This is a genomic window from Kitasatospora sp. NPDC058162, assembly GCF_042884005.1.
Taxonomy (GTDB): Bacteria; Actinomycetota; Actinomycetes; order Streptomycetales; family Streptomycetaceae; genus Kitasatospora.
Genome location: NZ_JBHVUS010000026.1, coordinates 1 through 18,062, shown reverse-complemented (window position 1 = coordinate 18,062; position 18,062 = coordinate 1). Strand labels below are relative to the sequence as shown.

Here is an 18,062-nt window from a genome sequence, read left to right as displayed (position 1 = left end):
GTGATCGGGCCGTGACCCCCGGTTCGTCCTGCACGGCCGCCTGCGCGCGCAGGTGCACCGCCGAATTGGCCGGAACGAACCCTATGCGGCCGGAACTCCCTGACGACCGATCAGTTCCAGGGACCGTTCCAGCAGCTCGACCGGGTCGGTGCCGGCCGGCCGGGAGAGCCAGTGGATGCGGTCGTCCCGGCGGAACCAGGACTCCTGGCGGCGGGCGAAGCGCTTGGTGGCCCGCACCGTCTCGGCCCGCGCCTCGTCCTCGGTGCAGTCGCCCGCGAAGTGGTCGAGCACCTGCTGGTAGCCGAGCGCCCGCGAGGCGGTCCGGCCCTCCCGCAGCCCGGCCCGCTCCAGCTCGCGCACCTCGTCCAGCAGCCCGGCCTCCCACATCCGGTCGACCCGCAGCGTGATCCGCTCGTCCAGCTCGGGGCGCGTCACCGCGACGCCGATCTGCACGGCCTCGTACACCGCGGTGTTGCTCGGCAGGTTGGCGGTGAACGGCTGCCCGGTGATCTCGATGACCTCCAGGGCGCGGACGATCCGCCGCCCGTTGCCGGTCAGGATCGCCTCGGCGGCCGCCGGGTCCAGCCCGGCCAGCCGCCGGTGCAGCGCGTACGGGCCGTCCTGCTCCAGTTCGGCCTCCAGCCGGGCGCGGACCTGCGGGTCCGTGCCGGGGAACTCCATCTCGTCGATCGCCGCCCGGACGTACAGCCCGGAGCCGCCGACCAGGACGGGGGTGCGCCCGGCGGCGAGCAGCCGGTCGATCTCGGCCCGGGCCAGCCGCTGGTACTCGGCGACGCTGGCGGCCTCGGTGACGTCCCAGACGTCCAGCAGGTGGTGCGGCACTCCCCCGCGCTCGGCCACGGTCAGCTTCGCGGTGCCGATGTCCATGCCCCGGTACAGCTGCATCGAGTCGGTGTTGATCACCTCGCCGTCGAGGCTGCGGGCGATGGCGACGGCCAGGTCGGACTTTCCGGCGGCGGTCGCGCCGACGATGCTGATCACACGGGAGCTGCTCACCGCTCCAGTCTCCCAAACCGCCGCCGCACCCGGGGCCGGGCTGCCGCCCGGCGCCGACTGCGCGAGGATGTGACTGTTTCCCGGACCGCCTCCGGCCTGCTCCGCCCCCGGTCGTCTTTGCGAACTCTTGACCGGCCCCGTGCGTTGTGCAGGAGACAGGGAACGAAGGAGATCACCATGGGCCTGATGGACAACCTCAAGGGCAAGGCCGAGGAGCTCAAGGAGAAGGCCAGCGAGCTCGCCGGCAAGCACAGCGACCAGATCGACCACATGGTCGACAAGGCCGGCGGCGCGATCGACAAGGCGACCAAGGGCAAGTACAGCGACAAGATCGAGCACGGCGCCGACAAGGCCAAGGGCGCGGTGGGCGACTTCGCCCACAAGCCGAAGCCGGGCGACGAGGGACAGCCCCCGCAGTCCTGACCGGCGCTACGACCAGGACGCCACGAAGTACCCGACCCCGTACGGCGCGTCCTGGTAGCCCAGCCGCGCGGTGAGGCCGGCGCCCTCGGCGGCGCCGGCCAGCACCTGCCAGGGCGCCCGGCCCTCGGCCTTGAGCTCGGCGGCCAGCGCCGGGTCCAGGGCGGCCAGCGCGGGCAGGTCGGCCGAGCCCAGGGCGGCGGCCGTCGCGGCGTCGAAGCCCTCGGCCCGCTCGTCCAGGTAGCCGGGGGCCTTCACCGAGCGGCAGGCGCTGCCGTCGCCGACCACCAGCAGGGCGACCCGGTCGGCCAGGCCGGCCAGGCCCTGGCCGAGGCCGAGCATCCGGTCGGCGGGGGCGTCGGCGGGCACCGCGCAGGCGTGCGTCGGCAGGGTCACCCCGGCGCGCTCCAGCAGCCAGGCGCCGACGGTCAGCGAGGGCGCCAGCTCCGGCCCCTCGACCCGCCCGCCGGGCAGCTTGGCGACCAGCGGCACCCCGTAGCGCCGGAAGGACCCGGCGCCGCCCTCGGTCCACACCTCGGCCTCCGGCCCGGCGCCGACCACCACGACCAGCTGCGGCCCGGCCGCGACCAGCGCCGTCAGCGCCTCGTCGCAGGCGGCGCGCAGCCCGTCCAGCTCGGGCGCGGCCCCGGCGGCGACCTCGGGGACGAGCAGCGGCGGACAGGGGCACACGGCGGCGGCTACCAGCATGTGGATCACTCTAGGGCCTGTCCCGGCAGGATTCGCCGGACAGGCCCTGCCCGGGAAGCCGAACGGCCCGGCGGGAGTCGATACTCCCGCCGGGCCGAACGTACGAGGCCGGGTGTCAGTCCCCGCAGCAGGCGCCGCCCGCCGGGGCGGCCAGCGGCAGCTCGGCCGGGGCGCCGATCTTCGGCAGGCCCAGCAGCACGCCGGCCGGCTTGTCGGCGGGCTTGGCCTGGCGCTTCTCCCAGGCGTCGCCGGCCCGGGTGCGGCGCACCGCGAGGGTCGGGCCCTCGGCCAGCAGGTGGTGCGGGGCGGCGTAGGTGATCTCGACGGTCACCACGTCGCCGGGGCGCACCGGCTGGTCCGGCTTGGTGAAGTGCACGAGCCGGTTGTCGGGCGCGCGGCCGGACAGCCGCTGGGTCTTGTCGTCCTTCTTGCCCTCGCCCTCGGCAACCAGGATCTCCAGGGTGCGGCCGACCTGCTTCTTGTTCTCGTCCCAGGAGATCTCCTCCTGGAGGGCGATCAGCCGGTCGTAGCGGGCCTGGACGACCTCCTTCGGCACCTGGTCCGCCATCTCCGCGGCGGGGGTGCCGGGGCGCTTGGAGTACTGGAAGGTGAAGGCGTTGGTGAAGCGGGCCTCGCGGACGGTGTGCATCGTCTCCTCGAAGTCCTCCTCGGTCTCGCCGGGGAAGCCCACGATGATGTCGGTGGAGATGGCCGCGTCGGGCATCGCCTCGCGGACCTTGCGGATGATCCCGAGGAAACGGTCCTGCCGGTACGAGCGGCGCATCGCCTTGAGGACGCGGTCCGAGCCGGACTGCAGCGGCATGTGCAGCTGGTGCATCACGCTCGGGGTCTCGGCCATCGCGGCGATCACGTCGTCGGTGAAGTCGCGCGGGTGCGGCGAGGTGAAGCGGATCCGCTCCAGGCCCTCGATCTGCCCGGCGGCACGCAGCAGCTTGGAGAAGGCCTCGCGGTCGCCCAGGTCGGAGCCGTAGGCGTTGACGTTCTGGCCGAGCAGGGTCACCTCGATGACGCCCTCGTCGACCAGCGCCTCGATCTCGGCGAGGACGTCGCCGGGGCGGCGGTCCTCCTCCTTGCCGCGCAGCGCCGGGACGATGCAGAAGGTGCAGGTGTTGTTGCAGCCGACCGAGATCGCGACCCAGGCCGCGTACGCCGACTCGCGGCGGGTGGGCAGCGTGGAGGGGAAGGTCTCCAGCGACTCCAGGATCTCGACCTGGGCCTTGCGCTCGACCGCGGCCCGCTCCAGCAGGGCCGGCAGGTGCCCGATGTTGTGGGTGCCGAACACCACGTCGACCCAGGGGGCGCGCTTGACGATGGACTCGCGGTCCTTCTGGGCCAGGCAGCCGCCGACGGCGATCTGCATGCCCTGGTGGCGGCTCTTGACCGGCGCGAGCTGCCCGAGGTTGCCGTACAGCTTGTTGTCGGCGTTCTCGCGCACCGCGCAGGTGTTGAACACGACCAGGTCCGGATCGCCCTCCGGCCCGGCCTTGACGTACCCCGCGTCCTCCAGCAGGCCGGACAGCCGCTCGGAGTCGTGGACGTTCATCTGGCAGCCGTGCGTGACGACCTTGTAGCTCTTCAATCCGCTCTCACCGCTCACCAGACCAGGGTACGGGCAGCCGCGGCCCGGCTTTCCCCCGATCTCCGCGGATCTTCGCGGAGCCGGTTCCGGAGCTTTCCCCCGGCCGTTCCCCTCCCGTTCGGCCCGAGCGCCTGGCACTATCCCTGCATGACCCCCACCGATCCGTCACGACTCGGCGCCGCCGTCCGCCGCGCGGCCCGCAGCCCGCTGTGGCGGACGGTGCTGGTGCTGGTGCTGCTGGTGGCCGGGTTCGGCGGCTGGTGGCTGTCGGCGGGCCGCTCGCCGGGGTACCCGCGCGGCGAGACCCGCTTCGCGACCGGCGTCCCGCGCGGGGTCTACGACCGGTACGGGCAGCTGCTGCAGAGCCACGTGTCGCAGACCATGCCGGGGGTGCGGCTGGCCCTGGACAGCTCCGAGGGCTCGGTGGACAACCTCCGCCGGGTGATCAACGGCCAGGACACCTTCGCCATCGCCACCGCCGACGCGGTCGCCGCCTTCCAGGAGCCCGGCAAGGACAAGCTCCGGGCGATCGCCCGGCTGTACGACGACTACCTGCAGCTGATCGTCCCGGCCGACTCCCCGGTGCACCGCACCGCCGACCTCAAGGGCCTGCGGGTGGGCACCGGCCTGCCGCAGTCCGGGGTGAACCTGGTGACCAGGCGGCTGCTGACCGCGGCCGGGCTGGACCCGGACCACGACATCACCCCGGTCCCCGGCGGCGTCAGCGACGGCTCGGACGAGCTGCGCGACCACAAGATCGACGCCTTCTTCTGGTCCGGCGGCCTGCCGACCAGCGCGCTCACCGACCTCTCCGACCACATGCGGATCCGGATCGTCCCGCTGGGCGACCTGTCCGAGGCGCTGAACAAAGCCGAGGGCGACGGCCTGGCCGCCTACCGGGCGGCCACCATGCCCAAGGGCACCTACCCGAACGCCGAGCCCCAGGACGCCGTGGCCACCATGGCCGTGCCCAACCTGCTGGTCACCCGGGACGACGTGGACCCGGGGCTGGTCGAGGGGATGACCCGGGCGGTGATCGACAGCCGGGACCAGATCGGCGCCCAGGTGCACGCCGCCCAGCTGGTCGACCTGCGCACCGCCGTCTACACCGACCCGCTCCCGCTGCACACGGGCGCGGCGCGCTACTACCGCTCGGTGAAACCCTGAGAACTACGGCCGTTCCGGCCGGGGCACCGCCAGGGTCACCGCGAGCCCGGTCGGCTTGACCGGGGCGAAGCCGAGCGAGCCGCCGCCGGCCGCCAGCAGGGTGCGGGCGATGGACAGGCCGAGCCCGGAGCCGTCCACGTTCTGGTGCCGCGCGCTGCGCCAGAACCGGTCCCCGGCCCGGGACAGCTCGTCCTCGGTCAGCCCCGGCCCGGCGTCGCTGACGGTCACCGCGACCTCGTCCCGGCGCACCACGACCCGCAGCCGCACCTGGCTGCCGGTCGGGCCGAACTTGAGCGCGTTGTCCAGGACGGCGTCCAGCGCGGAGCCGAAGCCGATCGGGTCGGCCATCCCGATGGCCAGCGCCGGGCCGTCCCAGCGCAGCTCGATCCCGCGCTGCTCGGCGACCGGCCGCCAGCCGTCCACCCGGGCCAGGGTCAGCTGGGCGAGGTCGGTCTGCTCGGGTTCGGGGCGGGCGTGCTCGGCGGTGGCCAGTCCGAGCAGGTCGTCCAGCACCCGGGCCAGCCGGGAGCCCTCCTCCCGGACCCCGCTGAGCTCCTCCTCGTGCCCCTCGGGCAGTTCCAGGCCGAGCACCTCGACCCGCAGCAGCAGGGCCGAGAGGGGGTTGCGCAGCTGGTGCGAGGCGTCCGCGACGAAGGCCTTCTGCTGGTCCATGGCGAGCACCACGTGGTCCGCCATCTCGTTGAACGAGCGCGCCAGCCGCTGGAGTTCGGGCGGTCCGCCGCCGGGGGCGACCCGGGCGGCCATCTGGCCGGTGGCGATGTCGTGGGTGGCCCGGTCGAGGGTGCGGACGGGGCGCAGCACCCACTCGGTGAGCCGGACGGCCAGCAGCACGGCGACGGCCATCGCGGCCGCCTCGCCGCCGGCCAGCACCAGCCACTTGTGCAGCACCCGGTCCCGCAGCGCCCCGGTCGGGGACTCGCTCAGCACCACCGCGACCACGTCGCCGTCGCGCACCACGGGGGCGGCGACGGTGATCGTCCGGTCCCCGGTCCACGGCCAGACCTGCGGCGGGTTGTGGCTGCGTCGCCCGTCCAGCGCCTCCTGGAAGGCCTGGGCGCCCCAGCCGACGGCGGGCACCCGCCAGTCGTCGGGGGCGACCGCTATCGGCATGCCGTCGCGCTGGAAGATGCCCAGCCGGACGCCGTACAGGTCGAAGTAGCGCTGGACCTCGGTCTTGATCGCGTGGCGCCGGCTGAGGTCGCCGGGGGCGGGCTCGGGGTCGCCCTTGCGGGCGGAGTCCAGCGTGGCGCCGGAGGTGGGCAGGTCCTGGGCGAAGCGGGCGGCGTCGTCGAGCCGGTCGACGACCACCCTGCTCTGCTCGGCCGCCGCGAACGCCGCCGCGAGCGGCAGCCCCAGGGCGGCCAGGACACAGAGCATGAGGGCGATCAGGATGCCGAGCAGGCGGGTGCGCACGTGCGGTCAGTGCTCCGCGGGGGAGGACGGGGCCTGGTCGGCGGCGGTGGCGGCCGGGGAGTCGGGGATCAGCCGGTAGCCGACCCCGCGCACGGCCTCGACCAGGCCGGGCAGCGCCAGCTTGTTGCGCAGCGAGCCGATGTGCACCTCCAGGGTGCGGCCGTTGCCCTCCCAGCCGCTGCGCCAGACCTCGCTGAAGATCTGCTCGCGCCGGTAGACCACGCCGGGGCTCTGGGCGAGCAGCGCCAGCAGGTCGAACTCCTTGCGGGTGAGCGGCACGTCGCGGCCGTCCACGCTGACCCGGCGGCGCTCCCGGTCGATCCGGATGCCCCGGGACTCCAGCGGGCCGCGCTGCTGCGGCACGGTGTCGGGCGCGGGCACCGCCACCGAGGACGGCTGGGCGCCGCGGCGGGCGACGGCGTGGATGCGGGCGAGCAGCTCGCCCATGTCGTACGGCTTGGTGACGTAGTCGTCGGCGCCCAGGTTGAGGCCGTGGATCCGGGAGCGGATGTCGGCACGGGCGGTCACCATGATCACCGGCACGCCGCTGCCGGCCCGGATCCGGCTGCACACCTCGAAGCCGTCGCGGTCGGGCAGCCCGAGGTCGAGCAGCACGACGCGGTACGGGTCGTTGCCGTCCGGCACCAGGGCGTCCAGCGCCTCGTGCCCGCTGCGGGCGTGCCGCACCTGGAAGCCGTGCCGGCCGAGCACCGCGACCAGTGCCGCGGCCACGCGTTCGTCGTCCTCGACGAGCAGCAGTCGCATCCCGTTCTCCTCCTTTCCCCCTTGTGATCACCGGGCCGATCGGTCGGGGCCCGGTCCTGCGCAGTATGGGCCAGCGGGCGGCCCGGCGCCAGGTTCGGCCGCGGACCGGCCTCGTGGGGGACGGCGGGCACCGGCGCGGATTCCCGCTGTGACATGCCCCGTCGGCGCACTCGCGAACAGTACGTACGCATGGCGTGGCCGTTTTGTGATCCTCAAGTTCCGCTCAGATCGGCTGACGGGGCGCCGTCAGCACTCCTAAGGTCGCCCCACCGGGGGCTGCGGCTCCGCCGGTCGCGGCTCCCGGATTCTTACCAGCATTGCCGCTCAAGGGAGTTGGAACTTCCGGGGCAGGCACGAATCAACCCAGTTCGACACAGTTCGACACATGAGGAAGCAGGCGCGATGACTGAGAGCCCGGTCGAGGACTCCACCCCCGCAGCCGCCCCACTGGTCGTGTTGAACAAGGTCAACAAGCACTACGGCGCGCTGCACGTGCTGCAGGACATCGACCTCGAGATCCGGCAGGGCGAGGTCGTGGTGCTGATCGGCCCGTCCGGGTCGGGCAAGTCCACGCTCTGCCGGACGATCAACCGGCTGGAGACCATCGACTCCGGGGAGATCACCCTTTCCGGCCGCCCGCTGCCCGCCGAGGGCCGGGAGCTGGCCCGGCTGCGCGCCGAGGTCGGCATGGTCTTCCAGGGGTTCAACCTGTTCGCCCACAAGACCGTGCTGGAGAACGTGGTCCTCGCGCAGGTCAAGGTCCGCAAGGTACTCCGTTCGCACGCCACCAAGACCGCCCGCGAGCTGTTGGACCGGGTCGGCGTCGGGGCCCAGGCGGACAAGTACCCGGCCCAGCTCTCCGGTGGCCAGCAGCAGCGCGTGGCGATCGCCCGGGCGCTGGCGATGAAGCCGAAGGTGATGCTCTTCGACGAGCCGACCTCCGCGCTCGACCCGGAGATGGTCAACGAGGTGCTGGAGGTCATGCGCCAACTGGCCGCCGACGGCATGACGATGGTCGTGGTCACCCACGAGATGGGCTTCGCCCGCTCCGCCGCCAACCGGGTGCTGTTCATGGCCGACGGGAAGATCGTCGAGCAGAACACCCCGGAGGCCTTCTTCACGGCGCCGCGCTCCGACCGCGCCAAGGACTTCCTCTCGAAGATCCTGCACCACTGAGCCCCGGGCCCGGTCGGCACCGATCGGGCGCGACTCCGAGACCACGCGGGACCGCCGCCGGCCAGGGCGCCGGCCGACCCCGCCCGTGCCCAACTTCCAGACGCCAGAGCCCGGTCGAAGCCGTGGCCCAGCCCCAGGAGACCAACCCTCATGAGGACTTCCCGCACCCTCGCCGTGGCGCTCTGTGCCGTCGCGCTCACCGCCACCGCCGCCTGCGGCAAGGACGGCAAGCCCGCCGACTCCTCCAACGCGGCGAGCGCCAGCAACGCCCCGGCGCTGCCGACCTACACGGTCAAGACCGACGTCAAGATCGACTCCGCGGTGCTGGCCGAGGCCAAGAAGCGCGGTCAGCTGATCATCGGTGCCAAGGCCGACCAGCCGAACCTCGGCTGGGAGGACGTCGCCAGCGGCGACCGCAGCGGCTTCGACATCGAGATCGCCAAGATGGTCGCCGCCGACCTCGGCTTCACCCCGCAGCAGATCAAGTGGCAGACCCTGGTCTCCTCGCAGCGCGAGCCGGCCATCGCCAAGGGCCAGATCGACTTCTACGTCGGCACCTACAGCATCAACGACGAGCGCAAGAAGACGGTCTCCTTCGCCGGCCCGTACTACATCGCCGGCCAGGACTTCCTGGTGAAGAAGGACAACAGCTCGATCACCGGCCCGGAGAGCATCAGCGGCAAGAACGTCTGCACCGCCACCGGCTCGACCTCGATCCAGAACATCAAGCAGTACAACCCGAAGATCACCCAGTTCGACACCTACTCGGCCTGCGTCGAGAAGCTGCTCTCCGGCGAGGTCGACGCGGTCACCACCGACGACGCGATCCTCAACGGCTACGCCTCCAAGTACGCCGGCAAGCTCAGGGTCGTCGGCAAGCCGTTCACCAAGGAGAACTACGGCGTCGGCCTGAACAAGGACGACAAGGCGCTGCGGGACGCGATCAGCGACGCCCTCAAGGCCCACGAGGACAACGGCGACTGGAAGAAGGCCTACGACGCCACCCTCGGTGCGTCCGGCTCGGCCGCCCCGGCGATCCCGACCCTCGACCGCTACTGATCCGCACACTGTCCGCCCCTGACCATCTGTGAGAGGAGGGCCGCCGGATGGGGTTCCTGTTCGAGCAGGACAACTTCGCGTTGTTCCGCGACGGCTTCCTGCAGACGATCGAGCTGAGCGCGCTCAGCGCCCTGCTCGCCCTGCTGCTGGGCACCCTGCTGGCGGCCTTCCGGGTCTCCCCGGTCCCGGTCCTGCGTGCCTTCGGCACCACCTGGGTGACGCTGTTCCGCAACACGCCGCTGACCCTGCTGTTCTTCGCCGTCACCTTCGGCCTGCCGCCGCTGGGCGTGCACTTCAGCCACCTCGTCTTCGCGGTGCTGGCGCTCGGCGGGTACACCGCCTCGTTCGTCTGCGAGGTGATCCGCTCCGGCATCAACACGGTGCCGCTCGGCCAGGCGGAGGCCGCCCGCAGCCTCGGCATGAACTTCTTCCAGACCCTCACCCTGGTCGTCCTGCCGCAGGCCACCCGGACGGTGCTGGCCCCGATGAGCAGCGTGTTCATCGCGCTGCCGAGGAACTCGGCGATCGCCGGCGCGTTCAGCGTCGGCGAGCTGTACAGCGCCCAGCAGACCTTCTCCGAACGCGGCTACTCGATCTTCTCGATCTTCTTCTGGGTGGCCTGCGCCTACCTGCTGATCAGCGCGACGGTCGCCTCGTTCTTCCGCTTCCTGGAATCCCGACTGGCGGTGGCCCGATGAGCTTGTTCCAGCGCCAAGCCTCGGCGAGTGTCCTCTACGACACCCCCGGCCCCCGGGCCCGCGCCCGCTACCGCCTGTTCGGCGTCCTCGGGGCGATCGGCATCGCGGGCCTCCTCTGGTACGTCGTCGCCGCGCTCGCCGCCAACGGCCAGTTCGACGCCGACCTGTGGGACCCGTTCCAGTACACCTTCGTCCAGCAGATGATCGTGGACGGCCTGCTGGCCACCCTCAAGGCCTTCGGCCTGGCGGCCGCCTTCTCGCTCACCCTGGGCGCGCTGCTGGCCGCCGGACAGCTGTCCGACCACAAGCCGGTCCGCTGGACCTGCACCGCGATCGTCCAGTTCTTCCGGGCGATGCCGCTGCTGATCCTGATCGTCGCGCTCTACTACGCGTTCTTCGCCAAGGACCCGATGTGGGCGCTGGTGCTCGGCCTCACCCTCTACAACGGCGCGGTCCAGGCGGAGATCATCCGCAGCGGCGTCAACGCCGTGCCGCGCGGCCAGGGCGAGGCGGCGTACGCCCTCGGGATGCGCAAGACCCAGGTGATGTCCGCCATCCTGGTGCCGCAGGCCGTCCGCTCGATGCTGCCGACGATGATCGGCCAGCTGGTCGTCACCCTCAAGGACACCTCGCTGGGCTACATCATCACGTACAACGAACTGCTGTTCATGGGCAAGAAGATCGCCAGCCAGCCGCTGAACGCCGCGGGCTTCCCCTACATCCCCGTGGTCCTGGTGATCGCCCCGATCTACATCCTCCTGTGCCTCCTGTTGACCGCGCTCGCGCGGTGGATCGAAGCACGTGGCCGTCGCGGCGCGAACCGGCGCACTTCAGCTGCTGCTTGACGGACACCCAGACGAACTGTTGCATTGCTCTTCGTGACACCTCCCGGGAGCATCCACGCGGCATATGCGGCAGCGGTAACTGACGCCGGCCCATGGGCCGGTTCGTCCCCGGAGGTCCCCGCATGGATCCGGTGATCGTGGTCGGGGCCGGACCGGTCGGTCTGGCCCTGGCCCTCGCGCTGGCCCGGCACGAGGTGCCGACCGTCGTCCTGGACGAGGGCTCCGGGCTCTGCCCGGAGGGCCCCCGCAGCGTCGTCCTCGGCGCCGACTCCGCCGCCTTCCTCACCCGGATCGGCTACTCCCGGGCCGTCTCCGACTCGGCCCTGTGGGACTCCTTCGCCGTCTGGCGGCGGCGCCAGGAGGTGCTGCGGCTCGACCTCACCGACTCGCCCACCTTCCACCTCCCCCAGCACCGCCTCCAGCGCGGCCTGCGGGACGCCCTGACCGGCACCCCGCTGGTCCGGCTGGTCCCGCTGAACCGGGTCGTCGAACTCGAACAGGACCGCGACGGGGTCAGCGTCCGCACCCACGGCACCCAGGACGGCTCCAGCACCTGGTGGCGCGGCAGCCACCTGGTCGGCTGCGACGGCGCCCGCTCCGCCGTCCGCAAGCTCTTGAAGATCCGCTTCCCCGGCCGCCCCGCGGTCGACCGCAACGCCATCGCCACCGTCCGGGTCGACCTGCCCTTCGACGGCGCCCGACTGCACCGCGAGCCCCCGTGGCGCGGCGACCGCGAGGCCACCGCCCGTCCGCTGCCCGACGGCGTCTGGCGGATCGACTGGCGCCTGCCCCCCGGCCGCCCCGCCCCCACCGAACAGGTCGACCCGCACGCCACCTGGCCCGGCATCGTCACCGGCGACACCCTGCTCACCCGGGTCACCGCCACCCTCACCGGCTGGTGCGGCGAACTCCCCCGCTACGAGCTGCTCGCCGCCGCCGACCACACCGCCCAGCAGCGCCTCGCCGCCCGCTTCCGCAGCGGCCGCTGCTTCCTGGCCGGCGACGCCGCCCACCTGCACGGCGCCCTCGGCATGCAGAACCTCGCCGACGGGCTGCGCGACGCCGACAACCTCGCCTGGCGGCTCGCCCTCGCCTGGCACCTCCACTCCGGCGGCCCCCAGCCCGGCGGCTCGCTGCTGGACGGCTACGAGGCCGAGCGACGCGGCGCGGTCGGCGCCCGGCTGCGCGCCGTCGACCAGTCCATGCCGCTGCTGCGCCCGCTACGCGGCTGGCAGCAGACCCGCCGCTCGCTGCTGGTCGGCGGCTTCCGCAAGCACGCCCCGATGCTCGCCGACGGCCAGCTGGGCACCGGCCGCTTCGGCGGCGCGCCCGCCTACCCGGCGGCGCCCTCCGGCGTCCCCGGCCGGGTCCCGGTGCAGCGCGGCGCCCGCGGCACCACCTCGCTCAGCGAACTGCTGCCCGCCACCGCCCCCGGCGTGCTCGTCCCGGACCTCCCGGTACTCGCCGCCGACGGCACCCCGGACCACCTCCACGCCCGGCTCGGCGCCACCTTCCTGCTGCTGCTGGTCGCCCCCGGCACCGCCGTCTGGTCGGCCGAGCACTGGCTGAGCGCCGGCCTGATGCCCCGGCTCGCCGAGGTCGCCACCGCGCTGCCGGTGCCGGCCGAGGTGCTGGTGACCGAGGAGTACCCGGGCGCCGGGCCGCACACCGTCCTGCTGATCCGGCCGGACGGGCACCTGGTCGGCGTCACCCAGGGCGCCGCCGCCGAGGACCTCCTGGTCCTCGCCGACCGCGCCCGCGGCGGCCCGGCCCCGATCGAGGGCCCGCCCGAGCCGGAGGCAGCGCCGGAACCCGAACAGGTGGACTCCGCGACCCGGAGCGCGTCCTGAGCCAGAGGCCCTACCCCGCCACCGCCGTGGCCCGGCTCTCCCGCACCACCGTCACCCGGATCTGGCCCGGGTAGGTCAGCTCCGCCGACACCTGCCGGGCCACCTCCCGGGCGATCAGCTGCGCCCCGAGGTCGTCCACCGCGTCCGGCCGCACCATCACCCGCACCTCGCGCCCGGCCTGCATCGCGTACGCCTCGGCCACCCCGGCGTGCGCGCGGGCGATCTCCTCCAGCCGGGCCAGCCGCCGCACGTACAGCTCCAACGACTCCTTGCGCGCCCCCGGGCGCCCGCCCGAGCAGGCGTCCGCGGCCTGGGTCAGCACGGCGGTCACCGTACGGGGCTCCACCTCGCCGTGGTGCGCGGCGATCGCGTGCACCACCTCGGGGGACTCCCCGTGCCGCCGGGCGAAGTCCGCGCCGACCGCCGCGTGGCTGCCCTCGGCCTCGTGGGTGAGCGCCTTGCCGATGTCGTGCAGCAGCGCCGCCCGGCGCACCGGCTCCGGGTCCACCCCGAGCTCGGCGGCCATCATCCCGGCCAGGTGCGCGGACTCCAGCAGGTGCCCGAGCACGTTCTGCCCGTAGGAGGCGCGGTAGCGCAAGGAGCCCAGGGTACGGACGAGTTCGGGGTGCAGCCCGGCGATCCGGGCATCCAGCAGGGCGTCCTCGCCGGCCCGGACACAGCGCTGCTCGACCTCCGCCCGGCTGCGCTCGTGGACGTGCTCGATCCGGCTCGGCTGGATCCGGCCGTCCTCGACCAACTGCTCCAGGGTGAGCCGGGCGGCCTCCCGGCGGACCGGGTCGAAACAGGAGAGCTGCACCGAGGCGGGGGTGTCGTCGATGATCAGGTTGACGCCGGTGACCGCCTCGAAGGCGCGGATGTTGCGGCCCTCGCGGCCGATGATCCGGCCCTTCATCTCCTCGCCCGGCAAACGGAAGACGGTGACGGCGGTCTCCGCGGTCTGCTCCGAGGCCAGCCGCTGGATCGCCCCGGCGAGGATGTCCCGGGCCCGACGCTCGCCCTCCGCCTTCGCCCCGCGCTCGATCTCCCGGACCGTGACGGCCGCCTCCCGCCGGGCCGACTCCTCGGCCTCGCGCAGCAGTTGGGCGTGCGCCTGCTCGGCGGAGAGCCCGGCGGCGCGCTCCAGCGCCGCCGCCCGGCGAGCCGCGAGCGCCTCCACCTCACCCCGGGAGCGCTCCAACTCGGCCGAACGCGCGGCCAGTTCGTCCTCCCGCTGGCGCAGCCGGCGGAGCTCCCCGGCCAGGTCCTGCTCGCGCCGGGCGAGTTCGGCCCGCTGCCGGCCGGCCTGCGAGCGCCTGAACACCAGAACGACCAGCACCGCGATCACCAGCAGGACGGCGACGATCGGCACCAGGGAGCCACCGGTAGCGGTGCCCGCCGAGATCCTCATGCGTGCGAGGCTAGGTGCGGGTCACGAAAGGGTCAAGACTCGGCCTGCTCCGGACCAAGAAAGCACTACTCCCCCTCCTCCTCCAGCGCAGCGCGCACCACCCGGAAGGCCAACCCCTCGGAGTACCCCCGCCGGGCCAGCACCCCGACCAGCCGCCGGGTGCGGACCTGCGGATCCAGCCCCCGGGTGGACCGCAGCTTGCGCTCGACCAGCGCCCGGGCCGCGTCCTCCTCGTCGTCGTGGTCGACCTGGACGAGGGCCTGCTCGACCAGGTCGGCGGCGACACCCTTGGTGCGCAGCTCCTGGGCCAGCGCCCGCCGGGACAGACCCCGGACGGCGTGCCGGGACTCCACCCAGGCCGCGGCGAAGGCCGCGTCGTCGATCAGCCCGACCTCTTCCAACCGGGTGAGCACCTGCTCGGCGACGTCCTCCGGGATCTCCCGCTTCCGCAGCGCGTCGGCGAGCTGCTTCCGGCTCTTGGCCGCGCCGGTCAGCAACCGCAGACAGATATCCCTGGCCCGGCTCTCCGGATCGCCCTGCTCCTCGACCCGCTTCCGAGCCCCACGGCCGGCGCCCCCCTCCGCCGGCCGGCCCTCGTCACGCCGACCACGCCGCGCCCGGGCCGCCGGGGCGGCCACACCCCCGTGACCGGCCGCCCCGGGCCCACTCCGCCGCCCGTCGCCCGGCGCTTCCGCTCCCTCGGCCGCCAGCGCCGAGCGGCGCCGACGGCGGCCGGTGGGCAGCTCGGAGGCGGAGACCAGGCCGAGCGCCTCGACCGAAGCCTCCGCCGGCTCCGGCCCGAACTCCTCCGCGACCGCCGCGAACCAGTCCGGCGGCCCGTAGTCGTCGTCCTCCGGCCCGGCCGGACCACCGCCCACCATGTCGTACTGCATCAACGGCTCAGGCCTTGGCCGCCGCCGCCGTCTTCTTCGCCGCGGCCGTCTTGGCGGCGGTCGCGGTGATCGGCTTGGCAGCGCCGTCGGCCGCGGCGGCCTCCGGCTCACCCTCGGCCGGCTCCTCGGTCTTCGGACCGATGCCGAGCTTGCCCTTGATCTTCCGCTCGATCTCGTCGGCGAGCTGCGGGTTGTCCCGCAGGAAGTTACGGGCGTTCTCCTTGCCCTGGCCCAGCTGGTCGCCCTCGTACGTGTACCAGGCGCCGGACTTGCGGATGAAGCCGTGCTCGACGCCCATGTCGATCAGGCCGCCCTCGCGGCTGATGCCGATGCCGTACAGGATGTCGAACTCGGCCTGCTTGAACGGCGCGGCGACCTTGTTCTTGACGACCTTGACGCGGGTGCGGTTACCGACCGCCTCGGTGCCGTCCTTCAGGGTCTCGATCCGGCGGATGTCCAGTCGGACCGAGGCGTAGAACTTGAGCGCCCGGCCACCGGTCGTGGTCTCCGGCGAGCCGAACATGACGCCGATCTTCTCGCGCAGCTGGTTGATGAAGATCGCGGTGGTGTTCGACTGGTTCAGCGCACCGGCGATCTTGCGCAGCGCCTGGCTCATCAGACGGGCCTGCAGACCGACGTGCGAGTCACCCATCTCACCCTCGATCTCGGCGCGCGGGACGAGGGCCGCGACCGAGTCGATGATCACCAGGTCGATCGCGCCGGAGCGGATCAGCATGTCGGTGATCTCCAGGGCCTGCTCACCGGTGTCCGGCTGGCTGACCAGCAGGGCGTCGGTGTCCACGCCGAGCTTCTTGGCGTACTCGGGGTCGAGCGCGTGCTCCGCGTCGACGAAGGCGACCGTGCCGCCGGCCCGCTGGGCGTTGGCGGCCAGGTGCAGCGTCAGGGTGGTCTTACCGGAGGACTCGGGACCGTAGATCTCGACCACCCGGCCGCGCGGGATGCCGCCGACCCCGAGGGCGACGTCCAGAGCCGTCGACCCGGTGGAGATCACCTCGATCGGCTCGTTCGCCTTCTCGCCGAGGCGCATCACCGAGCCCTTGCCGAACTGCCGCTCGATCTGGGCGAGCGCGGCCTCGAGGGCCTTCTCCTTGTCCGTACCTGCCATGGCTTTTTCCCTCGGGTTCTGTGCTGTGCGCTTCATCGTCCTCGACGCTAGCGCGTCCCACTGACAAACGAGCCCCACCCGGCTCGCCCTGTGGAAAACTCCACGCCGGAGAGTACAAAAGAACATCTGTTCGATTCAACCCCCAGCACCCCCGAACACACCGCAGGGCGGGCAGCCGGATCAACCCCGACCACCCGCCCCGCCACCCCTCACTCCCCCCGCCCCTCACACCCCTCCGCGCGTCACACCCCTCCCACCCTCACTCCCCACCCTCACTCCCCATCCCCACCCACCATCCGCCGCAGCCGCCGCGCCGCCTCCCGCCGCAGCTCCCGCCGCGCCCGCCGCTGCTCACCCCGGTCGATCCGCGGATCGGTGGCCACCTCGTACCGCCGCACGTACGTCCCGACGAAGCCCTGCAGCGTCGCCGCCGCCGGGATCGCGATCAGCGCACCCACCGCCCCCAGCAGCGCCGCCCCCGCGATCACCGCGCCGAAGGCCACCGCCGGGTGCACGTCCACCGTCCGGGCGGTGATCCTCGGGTGCAGCACGTAGTTCTCCACCTGCTGGTAGACCACCGTGAAGACCAGCACCCACAGCGCGTCCACCGGCTGCACGGTGAGCGCCACCAGCACCGGCAGCGCACCCGCCAGGTACGTCCCGATGGTCGGCACGAACTGCGACATGACGCCGACCCAGATCGCCAGCGCCGCCGAGTACGGCAGGTCGATCAGCACGAACATCACCCAGTGCCCGGCCGCCGACACCACCGCGAGCACCGCCCGCGAGTACAGGTAGCCGCCGGTCTTGGCCAGCGCGATCTCCCAGGCCCGCAGCACCTCGCCCTGCTTGGCGGGCGGCAGCAGCGAACACACGGTCCGGCGGACCCGTGGTCCCTCGGCGGTGAAGTAGAACGTGAACAGCCCGACCGTGAAGGTCTGGAAGAGCCCACCGAGCACGGTGGACGAGACACCCCACACGTTGTCGGCCGCCTGCTGGGCGTAGTTCTCGATCGTGCCGGAGTCCTTGAGCAGCTTCTTCTGCAGCTCACCCAGCGAGAGGTCCTGATGGAAGGTCCGGTTGACCCACCCGATCAGGTTGTCCACCAGGTGCGGCAGGTCCCCCGCGATCTTCGCCACCTGATCCACCAACAAGGTCCCGAGCGCCGCCAGGAACCCGATCACCGCCACCCCGACCGCGACGAACACCAGGAAGGTGCCCACCCCCCGGCGCACCCCGCGCGCCGCCATCCGGTCCACGGCCGGCTCCAGCGCCAGCGACAGGAAGAAGGCCACCAACAACATCACGAACAGGTCGATCAACTGCCGGAACGCCCAGTCGGCGAGCTGGAACAACCCCACCAACACCAGGAACAGCACCATCGCCCGGGGCAACCAGGGCGGCATCCCACCCCACAGCGCCCCGCCGCCCGTCCGCTCCCCCTCGTCCCGGCTCTTCTGCTCTCCACTCGTAGTCACCCGGACAGTCTGTCCCACCCGCCCCACGACAACCGCTCAGCGCAACTGCGCGGAAACCCCCTGGGTCTCACACACCACCCGCCACACGTCCTTGGCCTCCCACCCCGCCTCCAACGCCTGGCGCACCGTCCGCCCACCCAACTCACTCATCACGTGATCGGACGCAAACGACTCCGCGTACCCCTCCCCGAAGTGCGCGTACATCCGTCGCCAGAACTCCGTCAGCCTCATGCCCCCCAGTATCCCGAACCCACCACTCCCACCCCCAAAACCCACCCCCCAAAACCCGCACCCACCCACCCACAGCAACCCCCCACCCACCTCCCCACCCGACCCAGGCGAGAGGGACGCGCTGCGGGAGGGGGCGGTGGAGGGGGTGGGTGCGGAGAGGGGCGTGACGGGTGATTTTCAGACCGCC

17 protein-coding genes are annotated in these 18,062 nt (G+C 72.7%); 7 read left to right on the top strand and 10 right to left on the bottom strand.

The genetic code is table 11. From position 1 onward, the window contains the following. Window positions 1-81: 81 nt before the first annotated feature. Entirely contained in the window at window positions 82-1,017 is a 936-nt protein-coding gene (miaA, locus tag ACFVXG_RS33020) for a tRNA (adenosine(37)-N6)-dimethylallyltransferase MiaA (RefSeq protein WP_387932829.1), read from the bottom strand. Window positions 1,018-1,194: 177 nt separating this feature from the next. Here miaA and ACFVXG_RS33015 point away from each other — a divergent pair, with 177 nt between their 5' ends. Further along, a complete protein-coding gene (locus ACFVXG_RS33015; protein WP_387932827.1) occupies window positions 1,195-1,440 on the top strand; it encodes an antitoxin in 246 nt (81 codons plus the stop codon). A gap of 6 nt (window positions 1,441-1,446) precedes the next feature. Here ACFVXG_RS33015 and ACFVXG_RS33010 read toward each other — a convergent pair whose 3' ends face one another. Continuing rightward, window positions 1,447-2,145, bottom strand: a complete 699-nt coding sequence (locus ACFVXG_RS33010) for a class III extradiol dioxygenase subunit B-like domain-containing protein (RefSeq protein WP_387932825.1) — start codon at window positions 2,143-2,145, stop codon at window positions 1,447-1,449. 115 nt (window positions 2,146-2,260) lie between these two features. Then, window positions 2,261-3,763 (bottom strand): tRNA (N6-isopentenyl adenosine(37)-C2)-methylthiotransferase MiaB, encoded by a 1,503-nt coding sequence (gene miaB, locus ACFVXG_RS33005; RefSeq protein WP_387932824.1) that lies wholly within the window; start codon window positions 3,761-3,763, stop codon window positions 2,261-2,263. A 129-nt stretch (window positions 3,764-3,892) separates the two neighbouring features. Here miaB and ACFVXG_RS33000 point away from each other — a divergent pair, with 129 nt between their 5' ends. Continuing rightward, window positions 3,893-4,912, top strand: a complete 1,020-nt coding sequence (locus ACFVXG_RS33000; RefSeq protein WP_387932823.1) for a TAXI family TRAP transporter solute-binding subunit — start codon at window positions 3,893-3,895, stop codon at window positions 4,910-4,912. A gap of 3 nt (window positions 4,913-4,915) precedes the next feature. On the opposite strand, the gene ACFVXG_RS32995 is transcribed toward ACFVXG_RS33000, so the two are convergent. Both ACFVXG_RS32995 and ACFVXG_RS32990 read right to left on the bottom strand, forming a co-directional pair. Beyond that, on the bottom strand, window positions 4,916-6,346 hold the full coding sequence (locus ACFVXG_RS32995) for a sensor histidine kinase (RefSeq protein WP_387932821.1): 1,431 nt from the start codon (window positions 6,344-6,346) through the stop codon (window positions 4,916-4,918). 6 nt (window positions 6,347-6,352) lie between these two features. Beyond that, complete coding sequence (locus ACFVXG_RS32990) at window positions 6,353-7,111, bottom strand: response regulator transcription factor (RefSeq protein WP_387932819.1); 759 nt, start codon at window positions 7,109-7,111, stop codon at window positions 6,353-6,355. 402 nt (window positions 7,112-7,513) lie between these two features. Here ACFVXG_RS32990 and ACFVXG_RS32985 point away from each other — a divergent pair, with 402 nt between their 5' ends. From ACFVXG_RS32985 to ACFVXG_RS32965, 5 genes are all read left to right on the top strand, one after another. Continuing rightward, window positions 7,514-8,287: an amino acid ABC transporter ATP-binding protein gene (locus tag ACFVXG_RS32985; protein WP_387932817.1), complete on the top strand. Its 774-nt coding sequence runs from the start codon at window positions 7,514-7,516 to the stop codon at window positions 8,285-8,287. A gap of 150 nt (window positions 8,288-8,437) precedes the next feature. Next, a complete protein-coding gene (locus tag ACFVXG_RS32980; RefSeq protein ID WP_387932816.1) occupies window positions 8,438-9,346 on the top strand; it encodes a glutamate ABC transporter substrate-binding protein in 909 nt (302 codons plus the stop codon). A gap of 47 nt (window positions 9,347-9,393) precedes the next feature. After that, window positions 9,394-10,044: an amino acid ABC transporter permease gene (locus ACFVXG_RS32975; RefSeq protein WP_350507760.1), complete on the top strand. Its 651-nt coding sequence runs from the start codon at window positions 9,394-9,396 to the stop codon at window positions 10,042-10,044. Beyond that, complete coding sequence (locus tag ACFVXG_RS32970; protein WP_387932814.1) at window positions 10,041-10,889, top strand: amino acid ABC transporter permease; 849 nt, start codon at window positions 10,041-10,043, stop codon at window positions 10,887-10,889. The genes ACFVXG_RS32975 and ACFVXG_RS32970 overlap by 4 nt, the downstream gene beginning before the upstream one ends. Window positions 10,890-11,011: 122 nt before the next feature. Beyond that, window positions 11,012-12,739 (top strand): FAD-dependent monooxygenase, encoded by a 1,728-nt coding sequence (locus ACFVXG_RS32965; RefSeq protein ID WP_387932812.1) that lies wholly within the window; start codon window positions 11,012-11,014, stop codon window positions 12,737-12,739. A 10-nt stretch (window positions 12,740-12,749) separates the two neighbouring features. On the opposite strand, the gene rny is transcribed toward ACFVXG_RS32965, so the two are convergent. The 5 genes from rny to ACFVXG_RS32940 form a co-directional block, all read right to left on the bottom strand. Further along, window positions 12,750-14,147, bottom strand: a complete 1,398-nt coding sequence (gene rny, locus ACFVXG_RS32960) for a ribonuclease Y (protein ID WP_387932811.1) — start codon at window positions 14,145-14,147, stop codon at window positions 12,750-12,752. A 65-nt stretch (window positions 14,148-14,212) separates the two neighbouring features. After that, window positions 14,213-15,040 carry a recombination regulator RecX gene (gene recX / locus ACFVXG_RS32955; protein ID WP_387932809.1) on the bottom strand — a complete coding sequence of 276 codons (828 nt, stop codon included), beginning with the start codon at window positions 15,038-15,040 and terminating at the stop codon, window positions 14,213-14,215. A gap of 7 nt (window positions 15,041-15,047) precedes the next feature. Beyond that, window positions 15,048-16,166: a recombinase RecA gene (gene recA, locus ACFVXG_RS32950; protein ID WP_387932807.1), complete on the bottom strand. Its 1,119-nt coding sequence runs from the start codon at window positions 16,164-16,166 to the stop codon at window positions 15,048-15,050. Window positions 16,167-16,438: 272 nt separating this feature from the next. Next, window positions 16,439-17,644 carry an AI-2E family transporter gene (locus ACFVXG_RS32945; RefSeq protein WP_387932805.1) on the bottom strand — a complete coding sequence of 402 codons (1,206 nt, stop codon included), beginning with the start codon at window positions 17,642-17,644 and terminating at the stop codon, window positions 16,439-16,441. A gap of 36 nt (window positions 17,645-17,680) precedes the next feature. Beyond that, a complete protein-coding gene (locus ACFVXG_RS32940) occupies window positions 17,681-17,875 on the bottom strand; it encodes a DUF3046 domain-containing protein (protein WP_350507756.1) in 195 nt (64 codons plus the stop codon). Window positions 17,876-18,062: the final 187 nt, after the last annotated feature.